Raw genomic sequence first — 19622 nt, 5'->3', positions numbered from 1 at the left:
ACGGGGCCCGGCGTCAGTAGTGGATCGATAGTGTGTGACTGCTTACTTGCAGGTCACGTCTTCCTGGAAATACTTCTGCGAGATCTTGCCGATCGTGCCGTCGGCGATCAACGCCTTCAGTGCGGTGTTGTAGGCGTCGGCCAGAGGCGTGTTGCCCTTGGAGACGGCCGCGGCGATCTGCTCGATGAACAGCATGTCGCCGGTCTTGAAGCCCGCCTTGGGGGCCTTGGCCAGCATTTCCTTGGCGACGAAACGGTCGGTCACCCAGGCGTCCACGCGCTTGGAAGCCAGCGCGCTGCGAGCGGCTTCGTCGGTCGGGAAGTTCTTCACTTCCTTCACGCCGGGAACCTTCTTGACGTGTTCAAGGTAGCTGGTGCCGGTCTGCACGGCCACCACCTTGCCAGCCAGATCGGCGGCGGACTTGATCGCAGGGTTCAGCGACACGATGATGCCGCCCGAGCAGTAGTGGGGCAGCGTGAAGGTCACGGCCTTGGCGCGCTCTTCGGTGATGCCGTGCGAGGCGATCACCAGATCCCAGCGGTCCTGGGCCAGGCCGGTCAGCAGCGCGTCGAAACCCACGGTCTTCCACTCGTACTTGAGGTTCATCTTCTTGGCCACGGCTTCGGCCACGTCGATTTCGTAGCCCGTGAGCTGCTTGCCCTTGAAGAAGTTGAACGGCGCGTATTGGCCTTCCGAGCCCATCGTGATGCTGCCGGCCTTCTGGATGGCGTCGAGTGGGCGTGCTTGCACGGAAACAGCGGCGCACAGAGCCACGGCGGTGGCGACGGATGCAAAAATCTTCTTCATGTGTAGTGTTCCTGCGGGATCGGATCAGGTACAAAAAATCCGGCATTGCTGATCACAAGCCGGAACCAGTCAACCCCCCTCTCGTAATGGGGCGGTGTCATAAAGCAGCCACATTATAAAAAAACGAGGGGTCCGTGTTGATCGTTATGTGCGGGGATTAACCCGAAGACGCATCACGACTACCCATTCAACGTCTCTCACGCATCAACGTTGACTTGCCGAACAGGCTTTCCAGCAGCTCCACGGCCAGTTCCGCCGTCTGGTTGCGGACATCGAGCGCCGGGTTCAGCTCCACCAGATCGACCGACGCAAGCGCGCCACAGTCGGCCAGCATTTCCATGCAAAGCTGGGTTTCGCGGTAGGTCGGCCCGCCGCGAACCGGCGTGCCCACGCCGGGCGCGACGCCCGGATCGAGAAAATCCATGTCGAAGCTCACATGCAGATGCGTGTTTTCGTCCACATCCGCGAGCGCCGACTGCATCACCGCGCGCATGCCCATCTCGTCGATGGTGCGCATGTCGAAAACGTCGATGTGCTGCTCATTGACGAAGTGCTTTTCGCTCGCGTCCACGCTGCGGATGCCGATCAGCGTGAGGTCCTGCGCCCGAATGGCGGGGCAGGCGTCGCCCAGATGCGTGAGTGCATACGGCCCGTGGCCCAGCAAGCAGGCCACCGGCATGCCGTGCAGGTTGCCGCTGGGGCTGGTCTCGGGCGTGTTGGAGTCGGCATGGGCGTCGAACCACAGCACCTTGAGCCGCTGCCCGCGCGAGCGGCAATGCTGGGCGACGGCGCTGATCGAGCCAATGGCCAGGCAATGGTCGCCGCCCATCATCAGCGGCAGACGCCCGGCGGTGAGCGTGTCCAGCGTGGCGGCGTAGAGCGTCTTGTTCCAGGCGACGACCTCGCTCAGATGCCGAAACCCATCCTGCGCCGGCGCCTGAGGATTGCCCGGCCCGACCAGATTGCCGAAGTCCATGACCTTCAGGTCGCGCGACCGCAGGGCCTGCGTGATGCCCGCAATCCGCAGAGCCTCCGGCCCCATGCTCGCGCCCAGAACGCTGGCGCCCACGTCGGTGGGCGCACCAATCAAAGTGATGCCTCGCATGCGCTGGCTTCCTTCATGTCATGAATGGCTTGTTGTGTCGTCATCGAATGCTGCGCGGTCCGCAGCGAGCCGAATGTAAGCCAAGCGCGCGAGGTTTGCACGTCAGCAATATTCATCGAATCGATCAGCGAAGGAAAGCGTCGTAGCCAGTCTTCAGAATCAGCGCGGAGACCACCAGAATGAAGATCCCGCGCACAAACCCCGCCCCATGCTTGAGCGCCAGATGCGTGCCCGCCACGCTGCCGATCACATTGCAGACCGCCAGCATCAGCGCGTAATGCCACCAGATGTGGCCTTTCATCGCAAACAACACCAGCGCCGAGGAATTGCTGGCCAGATTCATCAGCTTGGCCGACGCCGACGCGTTCAGAAAGTCGTAGCCCAGCAGCCGCACGAACATGAAGATGAAAAAGCTGCCCGTGCCCGGCCCGAAGAAGCCGTCGTAGGCACCGATGGTCAGCCCGATCGCACAGGCGATCACCACCTCGCGGTTGCCATCGTAGAGCGGCGTGTGGTGCCGCCCCAGATCTTTTTTCGCCAACGTGTACAGCAACAGACCGATCAGCACGAACGGCAGCAGCTTGCGCAGAAAATCACCCGAAATCAGCGTGACCGCCCAGGCCCCGAGAAACGAGCCGATCACCGCCGCCACCGCTGCAGGCAACATCGCCCGCCAGCGGATCTGCACCTTGCGGCTGTACTGCCAGGTGGCGATGGCTGTGCCCCAGACGGAGCCGCTCTTGTTGGTGCCGAGCAGGGTGGCAGGAGGAGCAGAGGGGAAGGTCGCGAACAGCGCGGGGACGAGAATCAGTCCGCCGCCGCCGACGATGGCGTCCACAAAGCCCGCCAGTACCGAGGCGACCGAGATGATGATCCATTCCATGGGGGGGGATTGTCTCACTGGCTGTGGGCTTGTTGTTGGTGTTGGTCTTGGTGCTCTTGGCTGAGGGCGGGTGCCGGGTGTTCGCCCCGGCGGGCGAGTAACTTTTTGCTTGCGCCAAAAAGTCACCAAAAATCGCTTGGAATGCGGGGTCACGCGGCAGAACTCACTGCGAGCCCCGGAGGGCTCTCCGTTCGGGCAACCGCCGCGAGTCAGAGGTTTCATAAGAGGTGTGTCACGGCACTTCGCGTTGCTCGTGCTGCATCTCGCGACTGCGCGAGATGCCGGGGCATAAGCACCGTGACGAATTCGATGAAAGATTTGATTCGACTCGACTCGCGCAAAAACCAAGATCATTCCGTCGCAAGACTTGCGCTTCCGCTGCTGCATCGCAGAATGCAGCAGCGCCCTCCCAGCTTTTGGTCTGACTCACGACAGTTGCCCGAACGGAGCGCCTTCGGCGCGCAGTGAGTTCTATCGTGGGTATTCAAAAGCGCGCTTTTGGTGACTTTTCGCGCGCAAGCAAAAAGTTACTCGCCCGCCGGGGCGAGACCCGGCCTCCGCCCTCAGCCAAGACAACCAAATCAAAAAATCAATGCGAAAGATGCAACCCACATTCCCGGTTGTCTTCCCCCTTGGTCGGGTCCACGTAATCAAAGTTGTTGGGCAACCCATGCTCAACCAGATACTCGTACAACTGCTTGGACGACCAATGCAGCAAAGGAGCCACCTTGATGAGCCCATCAGGATTGATGCTCACAGGCTCCATCGCCGCGCGCACAGCCGTGTCCGTAGCACGCAAAGCAGTGAACCAGACCTGTGGCGCAGTCTCCCGCAGCGCGCGCGCAAAGGGTTCGAGCTTCACTTCGGCAGTGAACGCTTCATGGCGCGGATCGTCCAGCGCCGGCACGGCCCCATCCACGGCCTCGCGATGTGCGCGAGAGCGGAGGGGGAGATAGATCGACAGGTTCAGGCCCAGCTGCTTGGTCACTTCGTCCGCGAACTGGTAGGTCGCCTCGGTGTTGTAGCCGTTGTCCATCCAGATCACGCGCATGTCGGGCTGGGCCTTGGCGCACATGTGCAGGATCACGGCCTCGAACGGGCGGAAGTTGGTGGTGACGATGTTGGTCTTGCCCAGACCCACGGCCCAGTTGACCAGGCCCTGTGCATCGCGGCCGAGGGTGGCGTTGATGTGGGCAAGGTCGATGTTGGATTGTTGCGATTGGCTCATTTGCTCAACTCTGCTTCGGTTCAAATCAAATCAAAAGCGGTCTTCATCATTGGCCGCTCTGCGCGACCCATTTGGCGATGTCTTCGGCCACTTGCGCGGCGGCATCGGCCAGTGCTTTTGCGCCGCCTGCGGCATTGGGCGAGACGGCCGGGCGCTGCACGACGAACACGCGCTGTGCGATCAGCTCGTCGCCCGCTTTCAGCGAATCCACCAGCGATGCGCGCACGCGCACCAAGCCCACGCTGTCGCGCTCGGAGCTGAAGACCTGGCTGAACTCTTCGACCTCGGCACGCAGCACCGTGGGCGACTTGCCGCCCTTGATCTGCTGGTCGATGTTGGCATCGCCGTAGATCACCGCGCGCTGCGGGCTCAGGCGGTCGCGCACGGCCTGCTGCATCAGCGTGGCAGGCGTCTGGCTCCAGCGCGCGAGCGTGTAGGGATGCAGTTGCTGCGCGTTGGCGTAGGCGAGGCGATAGAACACCGCCGTGCGTCCATCGGGCAGGCCGGTGGAGGTGAAATCGCTGAGTGCAATCGGCGGCAGCGTCTGCTTTTGCGCGACATCGACCTGCTGCGCGCCGGGGCCGAAGTCGAACACATCGGCGCGCTGCGGCGGCGTGGGCAAGATGGAGCCGCAACCGGTCAGCACGCCCAGCATCACAAGCGCTGCGGCCAAGCCCTTGGCACGTGTGGAAAAGATGGCGGTTTTCATGAGTGGAGTGCCTCTTTCTTGATCACTTACTTGGCAGTCGCCGCAGCGGCAGCCGGTGCGACGAAGCCCGGCTCGCCCGGACCTGCGGAGCCCGTGCCGTTGCCGTAGATGAGCGATTGCGGGTTGTCGCTGATGCTGTCTGCCGTGCGGCCCAGGCGATAAGCGGCGCGACCGGTTTCTTCGGCTGCGCGGTTCAGACGCGGCAAGGTCACGCGGCCAAAGCGGTCGGCTGCGGCGGCCAGCGACTGTGCGCTGGTGGCGATTTCCTTGACCGGGCCACCGTCCTGCGTCAGGCCCTGCACGGTCTTGCCGATGTCGTTGGCGGCGCTGGCCGCGCTGTTGCCGGCGGTGCGCAGCGAAGCCAGCGTCTGCTGCGCATCCTTGGCCAGACCGGGCATGGTGGCGAGTGCCGGGTCGAGCTTGGTGGCGACCGTGTTGTCCAGGCGCTTGACCAGCACATTCACATTGCCCGCCGCCTCGCCGAGTTGCGCAATCGCGGTGCTGAAGTTCTTCTGGTTCTCGTCGCCCAGCAAGGTGTTGAGCTTGCGTGTGGCCTCGTTGACCTGCACCATGATGTTGGGAATCTGCTCGGCGATCTGGCTGAACTGCGAGGACTGCAGCGGCAGGCGCGGAATGCCGTCTTCTCCGGGCGGAATCGGCTCGATGGGCGAATCCGCATCGTCGAGCTGCACATGCGCCAGACCCGTCACGCCCTGATAACCCAGCGTGGCGAAGGTGGTGTTGCTGATCGGTGCGTTCTCGTTCACGGCGATGCGGATGCGCACATTGCCCGAGGTTTCGGGGTCGAAGCCGATCGACGTGACCTTGCCCACCGACACGCCCTTGTAGCGCACGGCGGCTTGCGGCTGCAGGCCAGTGACGCTTTCCTTGCTCGACAGCTCGAAGTAGCGGTAATCCGTTTTGTCGCGCGTGAGCCAGAGACCGAGACCGGCGAGCAGCGCCGCCACCAAGATCACGAAGATGCCCGCAGCGAGTGCGTGAGACTTGTTTTCCATCAGCTTTCCTTGACCGGAGTTCCGGCGGATTCAGGGGGCAACGCCGCCATCGCCCTGCGGCCGCGATCTCCGAGAAAAAAGTGGTGAATGAAGGGATGATCGAAATGCACGACCTGATCCGGCGTGCCGGTCACGATCACGCGTTTTTCGGCCAGCACGGCCACAGTGGTCGACAGCGCGAACAGCGAATCCAGATCGTGCGTGACCATGATCACGGTGAGGCCCAGCGTCGCGTGCAGCTCCTTGAGCAGCTCGCAGAATTCATCCGAACCGTTGGGGTCGAGCCCCGCCGTCGGCTCGTCGAGCAGCAGCAGCGGCGGGTCCATGATGAGCGCGCGCGCCAGAGCCACGCGCTTGATCATGCCACCCGACAGATCGGCCGGCATGCGCGTGGCCACCTCGGGCTTGAGGCCCGCCATCTGCAGCTTGACTAGCGCAGCGTCGTGGATCACGTCCTGGGGCAGCGTGCCTTGCTCCTGCAGCGCAAAGCCGATGTTGTCGAGCACATTGAACGCCGAGAACAGCGCGCCGTGCTGGAACAGCATGCCGACGCGGCTGGTCGCGCCTTCGGTCGTGAGATCACGCGCCGGATGGCCGAGCACGGTGACCGTGCCCGTCGTCGGCTGCGTGAGCCCGAGGATATGGCGCAGCAGCACCGTCTTGCCCGTGCCCGAGCCGCCCACGAGCGAGACGATCTCGCCCTTGCGAACCGTGAGGTTCAGATCCTTGTGCACGGTGAACGCATCCGCGCCCGTGCCGAAAACCGTCGAGAGATTCTTGATCTCCACGACCACCGGCGCATCCAGAGGCGGTGGCGCGGGAGCCTTGGACAGGGCACCGGTCGAGGCGCTTGCATCCATGTATTGTTGTGGCGATGCATTCATCGTTCAGAACCCCAGATTCTTGAACGCGATGGCGAACAGCGCGTCCACGATGATGACCATGGTGATCGCGCTCACCACCGAAGCGGTCGTGCCTTCGCCGAGGCTTTGCGTGTTCGGCTCCACCGACAGGCCCCAGTGGCAACCGATCAGCGCGATGAACACGCCGAACACCACCGACTTGGCCATCGCCAGCCACAGGTTGGACACGTTGACCGCCGCAGGCAGCGCCTGCACGAAATACGCGGGCGAAATGTTCATCGCCAGATCGGCCGCGAGCATGCCGCCCGCCAGCGCCGCCAGCGTCGTCCACAGCGCGATCAGCGGCATCGCGATGCCGAGCGCCAGCGCACGCGGCATCACCAGCCGGAAGCCATGCGGAATGCCCATCACGCGCAGTGCGTCCAGCTCCTCGGTCACGCGCATCACGCCGATCTGCGCGGTGATGGCAGAGCCCGAACGGCCCGCCACCAGAATCGCGCCCAGCATCGGACCAAGTTCGCGGATCAGCGAGATGCCCAGAATGTTGACGATGAAGGTTTCCGCGCCGAACTGCCGCAACTGCAGCGACATCAGATACGCCAGCACCACGCCGATCAGAAACCCCACGAGCGCGGTGATCGGCAACGCCGTCGCACCCATGCGGTACAGATGCGCGGAAATATCGCGCCACGGCCCCTTGCGCGGATGGGCGATCAGGCGTCCGATATCGAACACCAGTTGCCCGATCAGCGAAATCAGATGCTTGAAATGATCGAACGCGCCGAACAGCATCGCGCCCAGGTTGTCGGCCTGTGCGTACAGCCACGGCGTGGGCTTGGGCGGCGGCTCGACCTTGCTGAATCGCTCCAGTTGCTCGAACACTTCGCGTTGCGCGGGTGTGAGCAAGCACTTTGCAGGTGCCTGCTTGCCCCAGTGGTTCCACAGAATCTGCGCACCCACATGATCGAGACGCTCGACGCCCTGCAGGTCCCATTGCGCGTCCACGCCTGCGCGTTCCAGTTCCGCGTCCAGGCGCTTCCACACATGCCGGTCGGCAAACGCCGCAGACACCCACTCTCCTTGCGCCTTCACGCTGGAGTGCTTGCCTGAATCGGCCTGAATCGACGGCGGGTTGGTTATCTGCATGGCAATGTGTTGGCGGCCAGATCCGACGGACCATGGCTCAAGGGAACCTCTGCACGAATGAAGAGGCTGATTTTGCACGCTTGGCGACCATTCGGGTGCAAGCGCAGCAAAAACCAGTTGGAGCGCAGGCCCAGCCCGCGCCAATCAAGCGCCCATCATTCCACAAAAAGAAAAGGCGCTTGCGCGCCTTTGCTCCTGAATGCTGTCGGACAAGTGCTTACATGAGCGCCCCGAACCTATGCCACACGCAGCTTGGCCGCGTTCTCTGCCCCCAGCGATTGCGTGGCATCCACCGAGAAGTGACCCATGATCGCGTCCACGCCGCTGCCCGCCAGCTTCACACCCGCGAGCTTCAGGCCCATTTCCACACCGGCCACCATGGCAACCAGCGTCAGGTCGTTGCTGTCACCCAGATGCCCCAGACGGAACATGCGCCCGCGCAGCTTGCCAAGTCCCTGACCCAGCGACAGATCGAAGCGGTCATAGATCAGCTTGCGTACCGCGTCCGCATCCACGCCCTCGGGCATGATCACACCGGTCAGCACAGGCGAATACACGGCCGCGTCGGCGCACTGGATTGGCAGACCCCAGGCATTCACCGCCGCACGCACACCCGCCGCCCAGCGCTGGTGGCGCGCAAACACCACGTCCATGCCCTGACCGAGGATCATCTCCAGCGCCTCCGACAGGCCATACAGCAGATTCGTGTTCGGCGTGTAGGGCCAGTAGCCGCCCTTGTTCACCTCGATGATCTCGTCCCAAGCCCAGAACGCCTTGGGCAGTTGGGCCGACTTCGACACCTCGATCGCCTTCTGCGACACCGCGTTGAAGCTGATGCCCGGCGGCAGCATCAGACCCTTCTGCGAGCCCGACACCGTCACGTCGATGCCCCAGGCGTCATGCTCCAGATCCGCGCAGGCCAGGCCCGAGATCGAATCCACCATCAGCAGCGCCGGATGGCCCGCCGCATCGATGGCCTTGCGCACCGCGAGAATGTCCGAAGTCACGCCCGTCGACGTTTCGTTGTGCACCACGCACACCGCCTTGATCTTGCGCTCCGTGTCCTTGCGCAGACGTGCCTCGATCATGTCCGCCTGCACCCCGCGACGCCAGCTCGGCGCATTCGGCAAGTGCTTGTCCGCACCGTCATAGGCCAGCACCTCGGGCTTCAGACCCAGACGCGTCGCCATCTTGATCCACAGCGAAGCGAAATGCCCCGTCTCATACATCAGCACCTCGTCGCCGGGGCTCATCACGTTGGCCAGAGCCGCCTCCCACGCGCCTGTGCCCGAGGCCGGATAGATCACCACAGGTTGCTTGGTCTTGAAGATCTTGCCGATGTCGCCCAACACCTTCTTGCCGAGCGCTCCGAACTCCGGACCACGATGATCGATCGTCGGCAGGCTCATCGCCCTCAGAATGCGATCAGGCACGGGACTTGGTCCCGGAATTTGCAGAAAATGGCGGCCAGTAGGGTGAAAATCGAGTTGCAGCATGTCGTCTTCCTTTCAGGCTACATTTTGAATGCAAAATACAAAAACTGATGATCGTTAACCCTAGTCATTAGCCAACAAAGCGTCAAAATTGAATTCATTTCTATGATCAACGCAAAATCGACGACGAAAACAGCAACCTCCAGCACCACAACCGCAGGCAACAGCAAGACGATGGAAAACATTCCCCGCATGGCGCTGCACGAACAGGTGGCCGACCGCCTGCGCCACATGCTGGTCGAAGGCGTGATCGAGCCCGGCGCCAAGCTCAACGAACGCGAGATCTGCGAGGTGCTCAACGTCTCGCGCACGCCGCTGCGCGAAGCCATCAAGCTGCTCGCCGCCGAAGGCCTGGTGGAACTGCTGCCCAACCGCGGTGCGGTCGCCGCGCGGCTCGATGAAAGCGACATCATCAGCACCTTCGAAGTGCTTGCCACATTGGAAGGCATGTCGGGCGAACTCGCCGCAGAACGCATCACCGAAGACGAACTCTCCGAAATCCAGGCCATGCACTACGAAATGATGGCCTGTTTCGCGCGCAAGAACCTCGCCGGCTACTACGACCTGAACGCCCGCATCCACGCCGCCATCAACGCCGCTGCCAAAAACCCCGTGCTCTCGCAGATCTACCGCAGCGTGAACACGCGCGCCCATCCCGTGCGGTTTCATACCAATCACGATGAGAACAAGTGGAAGCTGGCTGCGGCGGAACATTCCGAGATGCTCGATGCTTTGGCCGCGCGCGATGGTGCGAAGCTCAAGCGGATTCTGGTGGGGCATTTGGAGAACAAGCGGGATGCGGTGTTGTCGCAGTTGAGGGAGCAGACTGTCTCGAACGCGAAAAAGACTACATCCGCTGGCAAGACAAAGTCCGCCAAAGTCGCATCGGACGAACTGACTGCTGATTAAGCGTGCAAAACCACGCTCACTCTTTCCGTTTGTTCGCCACGCACTTGCGCGACGCAGTGGCATACCTTGCCCGCATCACACAAGCTGACGACTCGCCGAGGCGGTCGATGCGCAGCTTGCTTCTCTCACTTTTCATTGAAAAATTCCATCGCCTGCCTTGTTCCGAAAATTAACCTTTGAGTTAATATCTTGAAAATTCTCAGGATTCAAAAAGATCTGTACGAGGTGGGTGCAGCCATCCATGAACGCCGTGGCGGTGCTCTGGAATGTCGGTTGCTGGAGCAACTGGGAAGTCTGGACGCGAATTTCGATGCGTCCGGTCGTCGCATGATGGTCTACATGGAAACTCTCGCGATGCTGGGCCCCGTGAGCTTGTCTTCGGATCAACTGCATTTGGTGAATGGACCCAACAAGATCTACGAGTTGATCGCAGGACGGCTGAGGTTGCTGTTCTTCTACGGATCGCCGGGCAGGTTGGTCATCTGCTCGCACCTCTTTGTGAAGAAGAGCCAGAAGACACCCAAGGCCGAAGTGGAGGAGGCAGTGAGGATCAAGCGGCAATTCGCGTCCGACACTGCAAACAACGCCATTCAATGGACGGAGGAACTATGAGCACAACCGGATTTGCAGCGCTGTATCGCAAGATGAATGCGGACCCGAAGTACCAAGCGGAAAAGCTGTCCGTGGGTTTTCTGTCCGAAGTCCATCTGCGCATGACAGCCCAGAGCATCACCAAGGCCGAGTTGGCAAGACGCGCCGAGGTCTCGCCCGCCTACATCACCAAACTGTTCAACGGCTCCAGCAATCTGTCGCTGGAGACCATGTCCAAGTTGGCCTTGGCGCTGGATTGCAGCGTCAGCCTGCATCTCGATACGGGCGAGCAAAAGAAGGCCGTCAAACACGCCGCCAAAACAAAAGCGCGCCCTGCCAGAACAGCGCGCGCTTCGGTTGCCTAAGCCCTTGAATCAAGCCATATCGACGGCAGGCGCTGATTTTTTCTTCTGCCCCTTCAGCTTCGCAATCACAGCACAGATCACCGGCCAGAACAGCAGAATCAAGGCCAGCGTGATGATCGTGCCCGACAGGCCGTTGTGCCAGAACACGCCAATGTTGCCGTTGCTGCCCAGCATGCTCTGGCGGAAGGCGTCTTCCATGCGGTCGCCGAGCACGATGGCGAGCACCATCGGGGCGAGTGGGTAGTCGAGCTTCTTGAACACATAGCCCACCACGCCAAACAGCAGCATCATCCAGATGTCGGACGCCGAGCCGTTCACGGTGAACGCGCCAATCGCGCAGACCATCAGAATCATCGGTGCGACGATGGAGAACGGGATGCGCAAAATCGCGGCGAACAGCGGCACGGTGGAGAGCACGATGATCAGCCCTGCGAGGTTGCCCATGTACATGCTGGCGATCAGGCCCCAGACGAAATCCTTTTGCTCGGTGAACAGTAGCGGTCCGGGTTGCAGGCCCCAGATCATCAAACCGCCCAGCAGCACCGCAGCCGTGGCCGAGCCCGGAATGCCGAGCGCCAGCATGGGCAGCAGTGCAGATGTGCCAGCCGCGTGCGCTGCGGTCTCGGGTGCGAGCACGCCTTCCGGCTCGCCCTTGCCGAAGTTGTCGCCCTTGCGCGAGAACTTCTTGGCGAGGCCATAACCCATGAAGCTCGCGGCCACCGCACCGCCGGGGGTCACGCCCATCCAGCAACCGACTGCGGACGAACGCAGCATGGTCATCCAGTAGCGCGGCAGGCTGGCCCAGGTCTTGAGCACTACTTTCAGATCGATCTGCGCTTTCTTGCCTTTGAAGGCCAAGCCTTCTTCAATGGTGATAAGGATTTCGCTGATGCCGAAAAGACCGATCACGACGACGAGAAAATCAAAGCCGCGCAGCAGTTCATTGGAGCCGAACGTCATGCGCAATTCACCGGAAATCGTGTCCATGCCGACGGCTGCAAGCAGCAAGCCCACACCCATGGCAGCGACGATCTTGGCTTTGGATTCCTTGCCCATGCCGATGAAGCTGCAGAAGGTGAGGAAGAACACGGCGAAGAATTCTGGCGGGCCGAATTCGAGTGCGAACGATGCGACCAGTGGCGCAAGAAAGGTGATCAGCAGCACACCCGAAATCGCGCCGATGAAGGAGCCAGTGAAGGCCAGCGTGAGCGCCTCGCCCGCCTTGCCTTGCTGGGCCATGGGGTAGCCGTCGAAGGTGGTGGCAACGGACCATGCCTCGCCGGGAATGTTGAACAGCACCGAGGTGATGGCACCGCCGAACAAGGCACCCCAGTAGATGCAGCTCAGCAGGATGATGGCGGAGGTGGGGCTCATGCCGAAGGTGAGCGGCAGGAGGATGGCTACGCCGTTGGGGCCGCCGAGGCCGGGGAGGACGCCGACGACGATGCCGAGCAAAATGCCAACGAGCATCAGCCCCATGTTGTTCCACGAAAGCACGACGCTGAAGCCGTGCATGAGAGCGCCAAAGTCTTCCATCTCTTTGCCTTTGCGAAGCCTTGCGGCTTCGATTGGTTATTCGTTTTGAGGCGGCAATATCGCCCTTGATACTTTGTTGCGCAGCCTTGCCGTAGTTGAACTACTGTCTGCGGCTGCGGCTGCGGCTGCGGCTGCGACGCCGCGTCTCAAGGGCGATCTTGCCGTTGTGGTGGTTGATCGAGTCGCTGCATGCTCTTCGTGGGCTGCTGCGCTACTTCTTTGCTTTGGATGTGTTGTTCAGTAACCCAACCATGCTTCCAGTGGTCCCTTTGGCAGCGGCACCTTGAACTGGATTTCAAACACCACAAACATCACGACGTTGGTAAGCACCCCCAGTGCAATCGACTTCCACCATGCATATCCGCCTGCGAATTTCATGAAGGCGGCGATGAAAAGCGCGGAGGCTACGTAGATGCCGAGCACGCCGATCAAGCCGATGTAGATGGTGAGCGGAATCAGCACCTGCGCCACGCCTTTGAGCTGTGACCAGGTGGCGAAGAGTTCGTCGCCTTTGTGGCGGGCTGCCTGCCATGCGGCGCAGAGTGCGGCGATGGCGACTGCAACGCCTATGCGCAGGGGGAAGTAGCCGGCTTGCGGGCCGGTGGATGCGTCCCAGCCTGCGCCTATGCGCTGGTTGTCCCAGATGACGAGTGCGGCGAGTGCGAACAGGATGAGCGCGACGGCCCATTCCATGGAGCGGCGGCTGATGCCGCGCTCCCCGTCTGCGCCATCCTGGATTTCAGCGGTGTGGTCGCTGGTGTTGGACATGGTGCGTCAACCCTTATCGTCACTCATTTCATGAAACCAGCGGTTTTCATGATTTCGGCATGTCGTGCTTCATCCTGCTTAAGGAAGTCGACAAACTTCTGTCCGACCATGAAATCAGGGCGCAGCGCGTTCTTTTCGAGGTACTCCTTGAACTCGGGCGTCTCGACCACTTTGGTGAGCAGGTCCTGATAGAACTTGGACTGGTCGGCACTCACGCCACCAGGCAGGAAGAAGCCGCGCAGCATGTTGTACGCGACATCGAGACCCTGCTCCTTGCAGGTGGGGATGTCGGCCCAGCTTTGCGAGTCGGTGACCTTGTTGCTGTAGCTGCTGCGCTTGTCGGAGAACAGGCAGAGCGCGCGCACTTGGCCCGCGCGCCATTGCGCGATGGATTCGCTGGGGTTGTTGGGGTTGGAATCGATGTGCTTGCCCACGAGTTGGGTGCTGGCCTCGCCGCCGCCCTTGTAGGGGATGTAGGTGAACTTCGCGCCGGTCTTGTGTTCGACCTCGGCGGTGATCACCTGATCCTCGCGCTTGGAGCTGGTGCCGCCCATCTTGAACTTGCCGGGGTTCTTCTTCACATCGGCGATGTAGTCGTTCGAGGTTTTGTAGGGCGTGGCGGAATTCACCCACAGCACGAATTCATCCTGCGCCACCATCCCGACGGGCGTGAGGTCCTTCCAGTTGAAGGGCAGGCCGGTGGCCATCGGCACGGTGAAGATGCCGGTCGAGCCGACCAGCACCTTGTGCGGATCCTTGGCTGCGCCCTTCACGTCTAGCAAGCCTTCTGCGCCCGATGCGCCTGCTTTGTTCTGGATGACGATGGGCACCTTCACCAGTTCGTGCTTGGTGATGGCGGCCTGGATCACGCGCGCCATCTGGTCGGACGCGCCGCCCGGCGAAAACGGCACGACGAATTCGATCGCCTTGGTGGGTGCCCAGTCGGCCTGCGCCGCGCCGCTCAGGGCCAGAAGGGAAATCGCTGCGGCGGCCACCGCGCGGACGGACTTGCTGCTCTTGATTGCTGCGTGCATGGGGAGTGTCTCCTTCATCTCTGTTGAGTGGGGTAGCTCTGTCGGGCCATTGATCTATTTCTCGAAGGTGATGCAGTTTTGCATTCAAAAGACAAACACGAATCATGGATTTCCCTGAAACACAGGGAATTTCCATGGCAAATAATGAATGCAAAATTGAAAACGTCGCTGATTTCAGCACGAAGAGACAAAGCCTCGAACGTCTGGTTTGCCCAGTTCACGCGTCGAGGCCCCCACAGAAAGCACCCATGCAGATCGATCCACAGCACCGCCTGGCCCCCGCCGGAACCGTTCTTCCACCCAACGAGGTGTGCCATCAACTGGAGCAGCGCCTGCGCGCCGAGACCGAGGCCGAGGTGATGTTCGACGCCGCATCGCGCGGGCGCTACGCGACGGATGCGTCGATCTACCAGATCATGCCGGTGGGGGTGATGGTGCCGAAGTCGGAACGCGACATCACCACCGCGCTCGCCATCGCGCGCGACCTCAAGGTGCCCGTGTTGCCACGCGGCGGCGGCACCAGCCAGTGCGGCCAGACCACGGGCGCGGCGCTGGTGATGGACAACACCAAATACTTCCGCAAGGTGCTCGATGTGGATGTGCAGAACGGCACGGCCACGGTCGAGCCCGGCATCGTGCTCGATCATCTGAACGCGCAGCTCAAGGCCCACGGGCTCTGGTATCCGGTCGATGTGTCCACCAGCGCGCAGGCCACGCTGGGTGGCATGGCGGGCAACAACTCCTGCGGTTCGCGCTCGATCCACTACGGCAACATGGTGCACAACGTGCTGGGCGCAAGCGCGTGGTTGTCCAACGGCGATCTGCTGAACTTCGGCCCGGTGGCGCAGCTCGGCGCGCGCGAGACCATGCTGGCGGACTTCGTACGCTCGCTCGCAAGCAAGCACCAAGGCGAGATCGAGGAACGCTGGCCCAAGGTGATGCGCCGCGTGGCGGGCTACAACCTCGACATCTTTCACAACCAAAGCGAGCGGCCCTACACCAGCGATGGCTCGGTGAATCTGGCGCATCTGCTGATCGGCTCGGAAGGCACGCTGGCGTACACGAAAAGCCTCACGCTGAAGCTGTCGGAGCTGCCCAAATCCAAGGTGCTGGGCGTGATCAATTTCGAGTCCTTCCATCGCGCGATGGATTCGGCGCAGCACATCGTCAAGCTCGGGCCGTGCGCGGTGGAGCTGGTCGATCGCACGATGATCGACCTGGCGCTGAGCAATCCGGCGTTTCGCCCGACCATGGAAACCGCGCTCATCAACGGCACGCCCGCAGCAATTTTGCTGGTCGAATTTGCGGGTGCGAGCAAGGCGGAACTGCTGCCGAAACTCAAGCAACTGGTCGAGCTGATGGGCGATCTGGGCCTGCCCGGAACCGTCGTCGAAATGGCCGACGATGCGCCGCAGAAAAATCTGTGGGAAGTGCGCAAGGCGGGTCTCAACATCATGATGAGCCTGAAGGGCGACGGCAAGCCGGTGAGCTTCATCGAAGACTGCGCCGTGCCGCTCGAACATCTGGCCGAATACACCGACGGATTGACCGAAGTCTTCGCCAGGCACGGCACGCGCGGCACCTGGTACGCGCACGCGTCGGTGGGCACGCTGCATGTGCGGCCGATTCTGGACATGCGTGTCGATGGCGCACAAGGCGGCGCGGCCAAGATGCGCGCGATCGGCGAAGAAGCGGCGGAACTGGTGCGCAAATACAAGGGCGCTTTCAGCGGCGAGCACGGCGACGGCCTGTGCCGTGGCGAGTGGATCGAGTGGCAGTTCGGCCCCGCGATCAACGAGGCGTTCCGTGCCATCAAGCAGCAGATGGACCCGATCAATCTGCTCAACCCCGGCAAGATCATCGACACGCCGCGCATGGACGACGGCACGCTGTTCCGCTTCGCGCCGCAAAGCAGCGGCAAGCCCTACAAGCGCATTCCCATCCAGACCGCGCTCGACTGGTCGGCATGGAACGTGAATGCCGATCCGGTCACCGAAGAAATCAGCGCTGCAGGCACGGGCGGCGATGTGACCGGCGGCTTCGCCAAGGCAGTGGAGATGTGCAACAACAACGGCACCTGCCGCAAGTTCGATGCAGGCACCATGTGCCCGAGCTACCGCGTGACGCGCGACGAGCAGCACCTCACACGCGGGCGCGCCAACACGCTGCGGCTCGCGCTCTCGGGGCAGCTTGGGCCCGACGCCTTCACCAGCGAGGAAATGCACGACACCATGGACCTGTGCGTGGGCTGCAAGGGCTGCAAGCGCGACTGCCCCACGGGCGTGGACATGGCGAAGATGAAGATCGAATTTCTCTCGCACTACAAGGAAAAACACGGCCACACGCTCAAGGACAAGCTCATCGCCAAGCTGCCGGATTACGCGGCATCGGCCAGCCAGTTTTCGTGGCTCATGAACCTGCGCAACACCGTTCCCGGTGCCGCGTGGTTGGGTGAAAAATTCCTCGGCCTTTCCGCCAAACGCAGCCTTCCCGCATGGCGCAGCGACACCTTCTGGAACATGCAGGAGGACGACCGCGCGTTGTTCTCCGATCAGGCCGCCACGCTCACCGCTGCGCGCAGCGGACAGAAGGCCGCCGTGCTGTTCGTCGATACCTTCAACGGCACCTTCGAAACCGAAAACGCGCTCGCCGCAGCGCGCGTGCTCAAGGCTGCTGGCTACGTGATCCACACCGTCGAAAAAGGCAACGGCAGTCACCACTGCTGCGGTCGCACGTATCTGGCAAGCGGCATGGTCGATGAGGCACGCGTGCGCGCCGGTGCACTCATCGACGCGCTGCTGCCGCTGGCCGAAGCGGGTGTCGCGGTCGTCGGTCTGGAGCCCTCATGCCTGCTCACGCTGCGCGACGAGGCGCTGGTTCTGGGCTTGGGCGACAAGGCCGTCACCGTGTCCAAACAGGCCTTGCTGTTCGAGGAGTTCATCGCCAAGGAAATCAAGGCCGGTCGCTTTGCGCTCAAGCTGCGGCCTGCGGGCAAGCAGATCCTGCTGCATGGCCACTGCCACCAGAAAGCATTTGGCGCGGTCACGCCGATCATGGACGTGCTCAAGCTGATCCCGGAAACCAAGGCCGAACTGATCGAGACCAGTTGCTGCGGCATGGCGGGCAGCTTTGGCTACGAGGCCAAGCACCACGAAGTTTCCATGCAGATGGCCGAAGCCGCGCTGCTGCCCGCAATCCGCAAACAGCCCGATGCCATCATCGTGGCCGACGGCACGAGCTGCCGCCACCAGATCGCCGACGGCGCACAGCGCGAGGCCGTGCATGTGGCGCGGCTGCTGGAGTCGCTGATGGTGTGAAGAAAGATCAAAAAACTTCTAACAGCCTTGAATTGCGCGGACCTTACGCCACAAATTTCATAGCGATTCAGCGCTTCCCCTCTCGACACCCGGATGCCGTTGCGCACAATGACTGCACGAGACATCAAGCCAATCAAGGCAGCAAGAAGGCATTCGGGCATCCATGAGCGACAACACAGAATTCGACTACATCATCATCGGCGGCGGCACGGCCGGGGCACTGCTTTCCAACCGGCTCAGTGCCGACAAGTACAACCACGTGCTGCTCATCGAAGCCGGTCGCCGCGACGACTACCACTGGATCCACATCCCGGTCGGCTATCTGTACTGCATCGGCAACCCGCGCACGGACTGGCTCTACAACACCGAGCCCGATCCGGGCCTGAACGGACGCACGCTGCGCTATCCGCGCGGCAAGACGCTGGGTGGCTGCTCCAGCATCAACGGCATGATCTACATGCGCGGCCAGGCGCGTGATTACGAGCACTGGGCGCAGGTCACCGGCGACGACGACTGGCGCTGGGACAGCGTGCTCTCGGCCTTCCGCCGCCATGAAGACCACTGGCGTCTGGACGACCCCGCGCAGGCCAGCGAGGCCTTCAAGCAACTGCACGGCAACAAGAAAACCGGCGGCTCGGGCGAATGGCGCGTGGAAAAGCAACGCCTGCGCTGGGACATCCTCGACGCTTTCGCCAAGGCCGCGACCGAGGCCGGCGTGCCCGCCACCGACGACTTCAATCGCGGCACGAACGAAGGCGTGGGCTACTTCGAGGTGAACCAGAAATCCGGCTGGCGCTGGAACACGGCCAAAGCCTTTCTGCGCCCCACCTGCTATGGCCGCCCGAACTTCGAGATGTGGACCAACGCACAGGCCACCAAGCTCATCGTCGAAACGCAGGCCGACGGCACGCAGCGCTGCACCGGCGTGCAGGTGTGGACCGGCCAGGAAATGGTGACCGTCAAGGCCAACAAGGAAGTGATTCTGAGCGCAGGCGCGGTGAACTCGCCGCAACTGCTGCAGCTCTCGGGCATAGGCCCGGCTGCGCTGCTGCAAAAGCACGGCATCGACGTGGTGCGCGACATGCCCGGCGTCGGCTCCAACCTGCAGGATCACCTGCAGATCCGCGCGGTCTACAAGGTCAAGAACGTGCCCACGCTCAACGTGCTGGCCAGCAGCCTGGTCGGCAAGGCGAAGATCGGGCTCGAATATGCGCTCAAGCGCAGCGGCCCGATGAGCATGGCCCCCTCGCAGCTCGGCGCCTTCACGCGCAGCAGTCCCGAGTTCGAGCACCCCAACATCCAGTACCACGTGCAGCCGCTGTCGCTCGATGCGTTCGGCGAACCGCTGCACAGCTTCCCGGCCTTCACCGCCAGCGTCTGCAACCTGAACCCGACCAGCCGCGGCTCGGTCACCATCAAGAACGCCGACTTCAAGACCGCACCGGCGATTGCGCCCAATTACCTCTCGACCGACGCCGACCGCAAGGTCGCGGCCGACAGCCTGCGCGTGACCCGCCGCATCTGCGCGCAACCGGCACTTGCCCCATACTCGCCCGAGGAATGGAAACCCGGCCCGCAGTACCAGACCGATGAAGATCTGGCGCGGCTCGCGGGCGACATCGCCACCACCATCTTCCACCCCGTAGGCACCACCCGCATGGGCCGCGCCGACGACCCCATGGCCGTCCTCGACTCCCACCTGCGCGTGCGCGGCATCGCAGGCCTGCGCGTGGTGGACGCGGGCGCAATGCCCACCATCACCAGCGGCAATACCAACTCGCCGACGCTGATGATGGCGGAGATGGCTGCGCAGTGGATTCGCAAGGGGGGAGTGATTTCCACGCCCTGAACT

17 protein-coding genes are annotated in these 19622 nt (G+C 62.3%); 5 read left to right on the top strand and 12 right to left on the bottom strand.

All coding sequences use genetic code 11. The features are described from left to right. Nucleotides 1–42: 42 nt before the first annotated feature. From G7048_RS09895 to G7048_RS09855, 9 genes are all read right to left on the bottom strand, one after another. The gene (locus G7048_RS09895) at nt 43–807 is read right to left on the bottom strand and encodes an ABC transporter substrate-binding protein (protein WP_166067969.1); all 765 of its coding nucleotides are present in this window, start codon (nt 805–807) and stop codon (nt 43–45) included. A gap of 187 nt (nt 808–994) precedes the next feature. Then, entirely contained in the window at nt 995–1912 is a 918-nt protein-coding gene (gene rocF, locus G7048_RS09890; protein ID WP_166067968.1) for an arginase, read from the bottom strand. Between the two features lie 124 nt (nt 1913–2036). Next, nucleotides 2037–2795 carry a TSUP family transporter gene (locus G7048_RS09885; RefSeq protein ID WP_166067967.1) on the bottom strand — a complete coding sequence of 253 codons (759 nt, stop codon included), beginning with the start codon at nt 2793–2795 and terminating at the stop codon, nt 2037–2039. 589 nt (nt 2796–3384) lie between these two features. Beyond that, nucleotides 3385–4023 (bottom strand): phosphoadenosine phosphosulfate reductase family protein, encoded by a 639-nt coding sequence (locus tag G7048_RS09880; protein ID WP_166067966.1) that lies wholly within the window; start codon nt 4021–4023, stop codon nt 3385–3387. Between the two features lie 46 nt (nt 4024–4069). Continuing rightward, nucleotides 4070–4732 (bottom strand): ABC-type transport auxiliary lipoprotein family protein, encoded by a 663-nt coding sequence (locus tag G7048_RS09875; protein ID WP_166067965.1) that lies wholly within the window; start codon nt 4730–4732, stop codon nt 4070–4072. 26 nt (nt 4733–4758) lie between these two features. After that, nucleotides 4759–5748: an MlaD family protein gene (locus G7048_RS09870; RefSeq protein WP_166067964.1), complete on the bottom strand. Its 990-nt coding sequence runs from the start codon at nt 5746–5748 to the stop codon at nt 4759–4761. Then, complete coding sequence (locus G7048_RS09865; protein WP_166067963.1) at nt 5748–6608, bottom strand: ABC transporter ATP-binding protein; 861 nt, start codon at nt 6606–6608, stop codon at nt 5748–5750. Before G7048_RS09865 ends, G7048_RS09870 begins: the two co-directional genes overlap by 1 nt. 27 nt (nt 6609–6635) lie before the next feature. Next, the gene (locus G7048_RS09860) at nt 6636–7757 is read right to left on the bottom strand and encodes an ABC transporter permease (protein WP_166067962.1); all 1122 of its coding nucleotides are present in this window, start codon (nt 7755–7757) and stop codon (nt 6636–6638) included. 236 nt (nt 7758–7993) lie between these two features. Further along, complete coding sequence (locus G7048_RS09855) at nt 7994–9253, bottom strand: alanine--glyoxylate aminotransferase family protein (RefSeq protein ID WP_166067961.1); 1260 nt, start codon at nt 9251–9253, stop codon at nt 7994–7996. A 171-nt stretch (nt 9254–9424) separates the two neighbouring features. On the opposite strand from G7048_RS09855, the gene G7048_RS09850 reads away from it, so the two are divergent. The 3 genes from G7048_RS09850 (at nt 9425) to G7048_RS09840 (ending at nt 11115) form a co-directional block, all read left to right on the top strand. Beyond that, complete coding sequence (locus G7048_RS09850) at nt 9425–10159, top strand: GntR family transcriptional regulator (protein ID WP_166067960.1); 735 nt, start codon at nt 9425–9427, stop codon at nt 10157–10159. Nucleotides 10160–10348: 189 nt separating this feature from the next. Then, nucleotides 10349–10771: a type II toxin-antitoxin system RelE/ParE family toxin gene (locus G7048_RS09845; RefSeq protein ID WP_166067959.1), complete on the top strand. Its 423-nt coding sequence runs from the start codon at nt 10349–10351 to the stop codon at nt 10769–10771. After that, nucleotides 10768–11115 (top strand): helix-turn-helix transcriptional regulator, encoded by a 348-nt coding sequence (locus tag G7048_RS09840; RefSeq protein ID WP_166067958.1) that lies wholly within the window; start codon nt 10768–10770, stop codon nt 11113–11115. Before G7048_RS09845 ends, G7048_RS09840 begins: the two co-directional genes overlap by 4 nt. A gap of 9 nt (nt 11116–11124) precedes the next feature. Here G7048_RS09840 and G7048_RS09835 read toward each other — a convergent pair whose 3' ends face one another. The 3 genes from G7048_RS09835 to G7048_RS09825 form a co-directional block, all read right to left on the bottom strand. Further along, on the bottom strand, nt 11125–12651 hold the full coding sequence (locus G7048_RS09835; RefSeq protein ID WP_166067957.1) for a tripartite tricarboxylate transporter permease: 1527 nt from the start codon (nt 12649–12651) through the stop codon (nt 11125–11127). 237 nt (nt 12652–12888) lie between these two features. Beyond that, on the bottom strand, nt 12889–13419 hold the full coding sequence (locus G7048_RS09830) for a tripartite tricarboxylate transporter TctB family protein (RefSeq protein ID WP_166067956.1): 531 nt from the start codon (nt 13417–13419) through the stop codon (nt 12889–12891). A 23-nt stretch (nt 13420–13442) separates the two neighbouring features. Continuing rightward, complete coding sequence (locus G7048_RS09825; protein WP_166067955.1) at nt 13443–14453, bottom strand: tripartite tricarboxylate transporter substrate binding protein; 1011 nt, start codon at nt 14451–14453, stop codon at nt 13443–13445. A gap of 248 nt (nt 14454–14701) precedes the next feature. Between G7048_RS09825 and G7048_RS09820 the strand changes: the two genes are divergently transcribed. Then, on the top strand, nt 14702–17770 hold the full coding sequence (locus G7048_RS09820; RefSeq protein ID WP_166067954.1) for an FAD-binding and (Fe-S)-binding domain-containing protein: 3069 nt from the start codon (nt 14702–14704) through the stop codon (nt 17768–17770). A gap of 163 nt (nt 17771–17933) precedes the next feature. Then, complete coding sequence (locus G7048_RS09815) at nt 17934–19619, top strand: GMC family oxidoreductase (RefSeq protein ID WP_166067952.1); 1686 nt, start codon at nt 17934–17936, stop codon at nt 19617–19619. The last annotated feature ends 3 nt before the right edge of the window (nt 19620–19622 follow it).

Origin of the sequence: Diaphorobacter sp. HDW4B (genome assembly GCF_011305535.1) — a bacterium.
GTDB lineage: Bacteria > Pseudomonadota > Gammaproteobacteria > Burkholderiales > Burkholderiaceae_C > Diaphorobacter_A.
This window is presented reverse-complemented; position numbering and strand designations above follow the sequence as displayed.

Excerpts from the sequence above, each read along its gene's own strand:
- G7048_RS09850 (WP_166067960.1), top strand. The coding sequence starts at position 9,425 with ATGGAAAACATTCCCCGCATGGCGCTGCACGAACAGGTGGCCGACCGC.
- G7048_RS09865 (WP_166067963.1), bottom strand. The coding sequence starts at position 6,608 with ATGGATGCAAGCGCCTCGACCGGTGCCCTGTCCAAGGCTCCCGCGCCA.
- G7048_RS09830 (WP_166067956.1), bottom strand. The coding sequence starts at position 13,419 with ATGTCCAACACCAGCGACCACACCGCTGAAATCCAGGATGGCGCAGAC.
- G7048_RS09885 (WP_166067967.1), bottom strand. The coding sequence starts at position 2,795 with ATGGAATGGATCATCATCTCGGTCGCCTCGGTACTGGCGGGCTTTGTG.
- G7048_RS09820 (WP_166067954.1), top strand. The coding sequence starts at position 14,702 with ATGCAGATCGATCCACAGCACCGCCTGGCCCCCGCCGGAACCGTTCTT.
- G7048_RS09835 (WP_166067957.1), bottom strand. The coding sequence starts at position 12,651 with ATGGAAGACTTTGGCGCTCTCATGCACGGCTTCAGCGTCGTGCTTTCG.
- G7048_RS09815 (WP_166067952.1), top strand. The coding sequence starts at position 17,934 with ATGAGCGACAACACAGAATTCGACTACATCATCATCGGCGGCGGCACG.
- G7048_RS09880 (WP_166067966.1), bottom strand. The coding sequence starts at position 4,023 with ATGAGCCAATCGCAACAATCCAACATCGACCTTGCCCACATCAACGCC.
- G7048_RS09840 (WP_166067958.1), top strand. The coding sequence starts at position 10,768 with ATGAGCACAACCGGATTTGCAGCGCTGTATCGCAAGATGAATGCGGAC.
- G7048_RS09875 (WP_166067965.1), bottom strand. The coding sequence starts at position 4,732 with ATGAAAACCGCCATCTTTTCCACACGTGCCAAGGGCTTGGCCGCAGCG.
- G7048_RS09825 (WP_166067955.1), bottom strand. The coding sequence starts at position 14,453 with ATGCACGCAGCAATCAAGAGCAGCAAGTCCGTCCGCGCGGTGGCCGCC.
- G7048_RS09895 (WP_166067969.1), bottom strand. The coding sequence starts at position 807 with ATGAAGAAGATTTTTGCATCCGTCGCCACCGCCGTGGCTCTGTGCGCC.
- G7048_RS09855 (WP_166067961.1), bottom strand. The coding sequence starts at position 9,253 with ATGCTGCAACTCGATTTTCACCCTACTGGCCGCCATTTTCTGCAAATT.
- G7048_RS09860 (WP_166067962.1), bottom strand. The coding sequence starts at position 7,757 with ATGCAGATAACCAACCCGCCGTCGATTCAGGCCGATTCAGGCAAGCAC.
- rocF (WP_166067968.1), bottom strand. The coding sequence starts at position 1,912 with ATGCGAGGCATCACTTTGATTGGTGCGCCCACCGACGTGGGCGCCAGC.
- G7048_RS09870 (WP_166067964.1), bottom strand. The coding sequence starts at position 5,748 with ATGGAAAACAAGTCTCACGCACTCGCTGCGGGCATCTTCGTGATCTTG.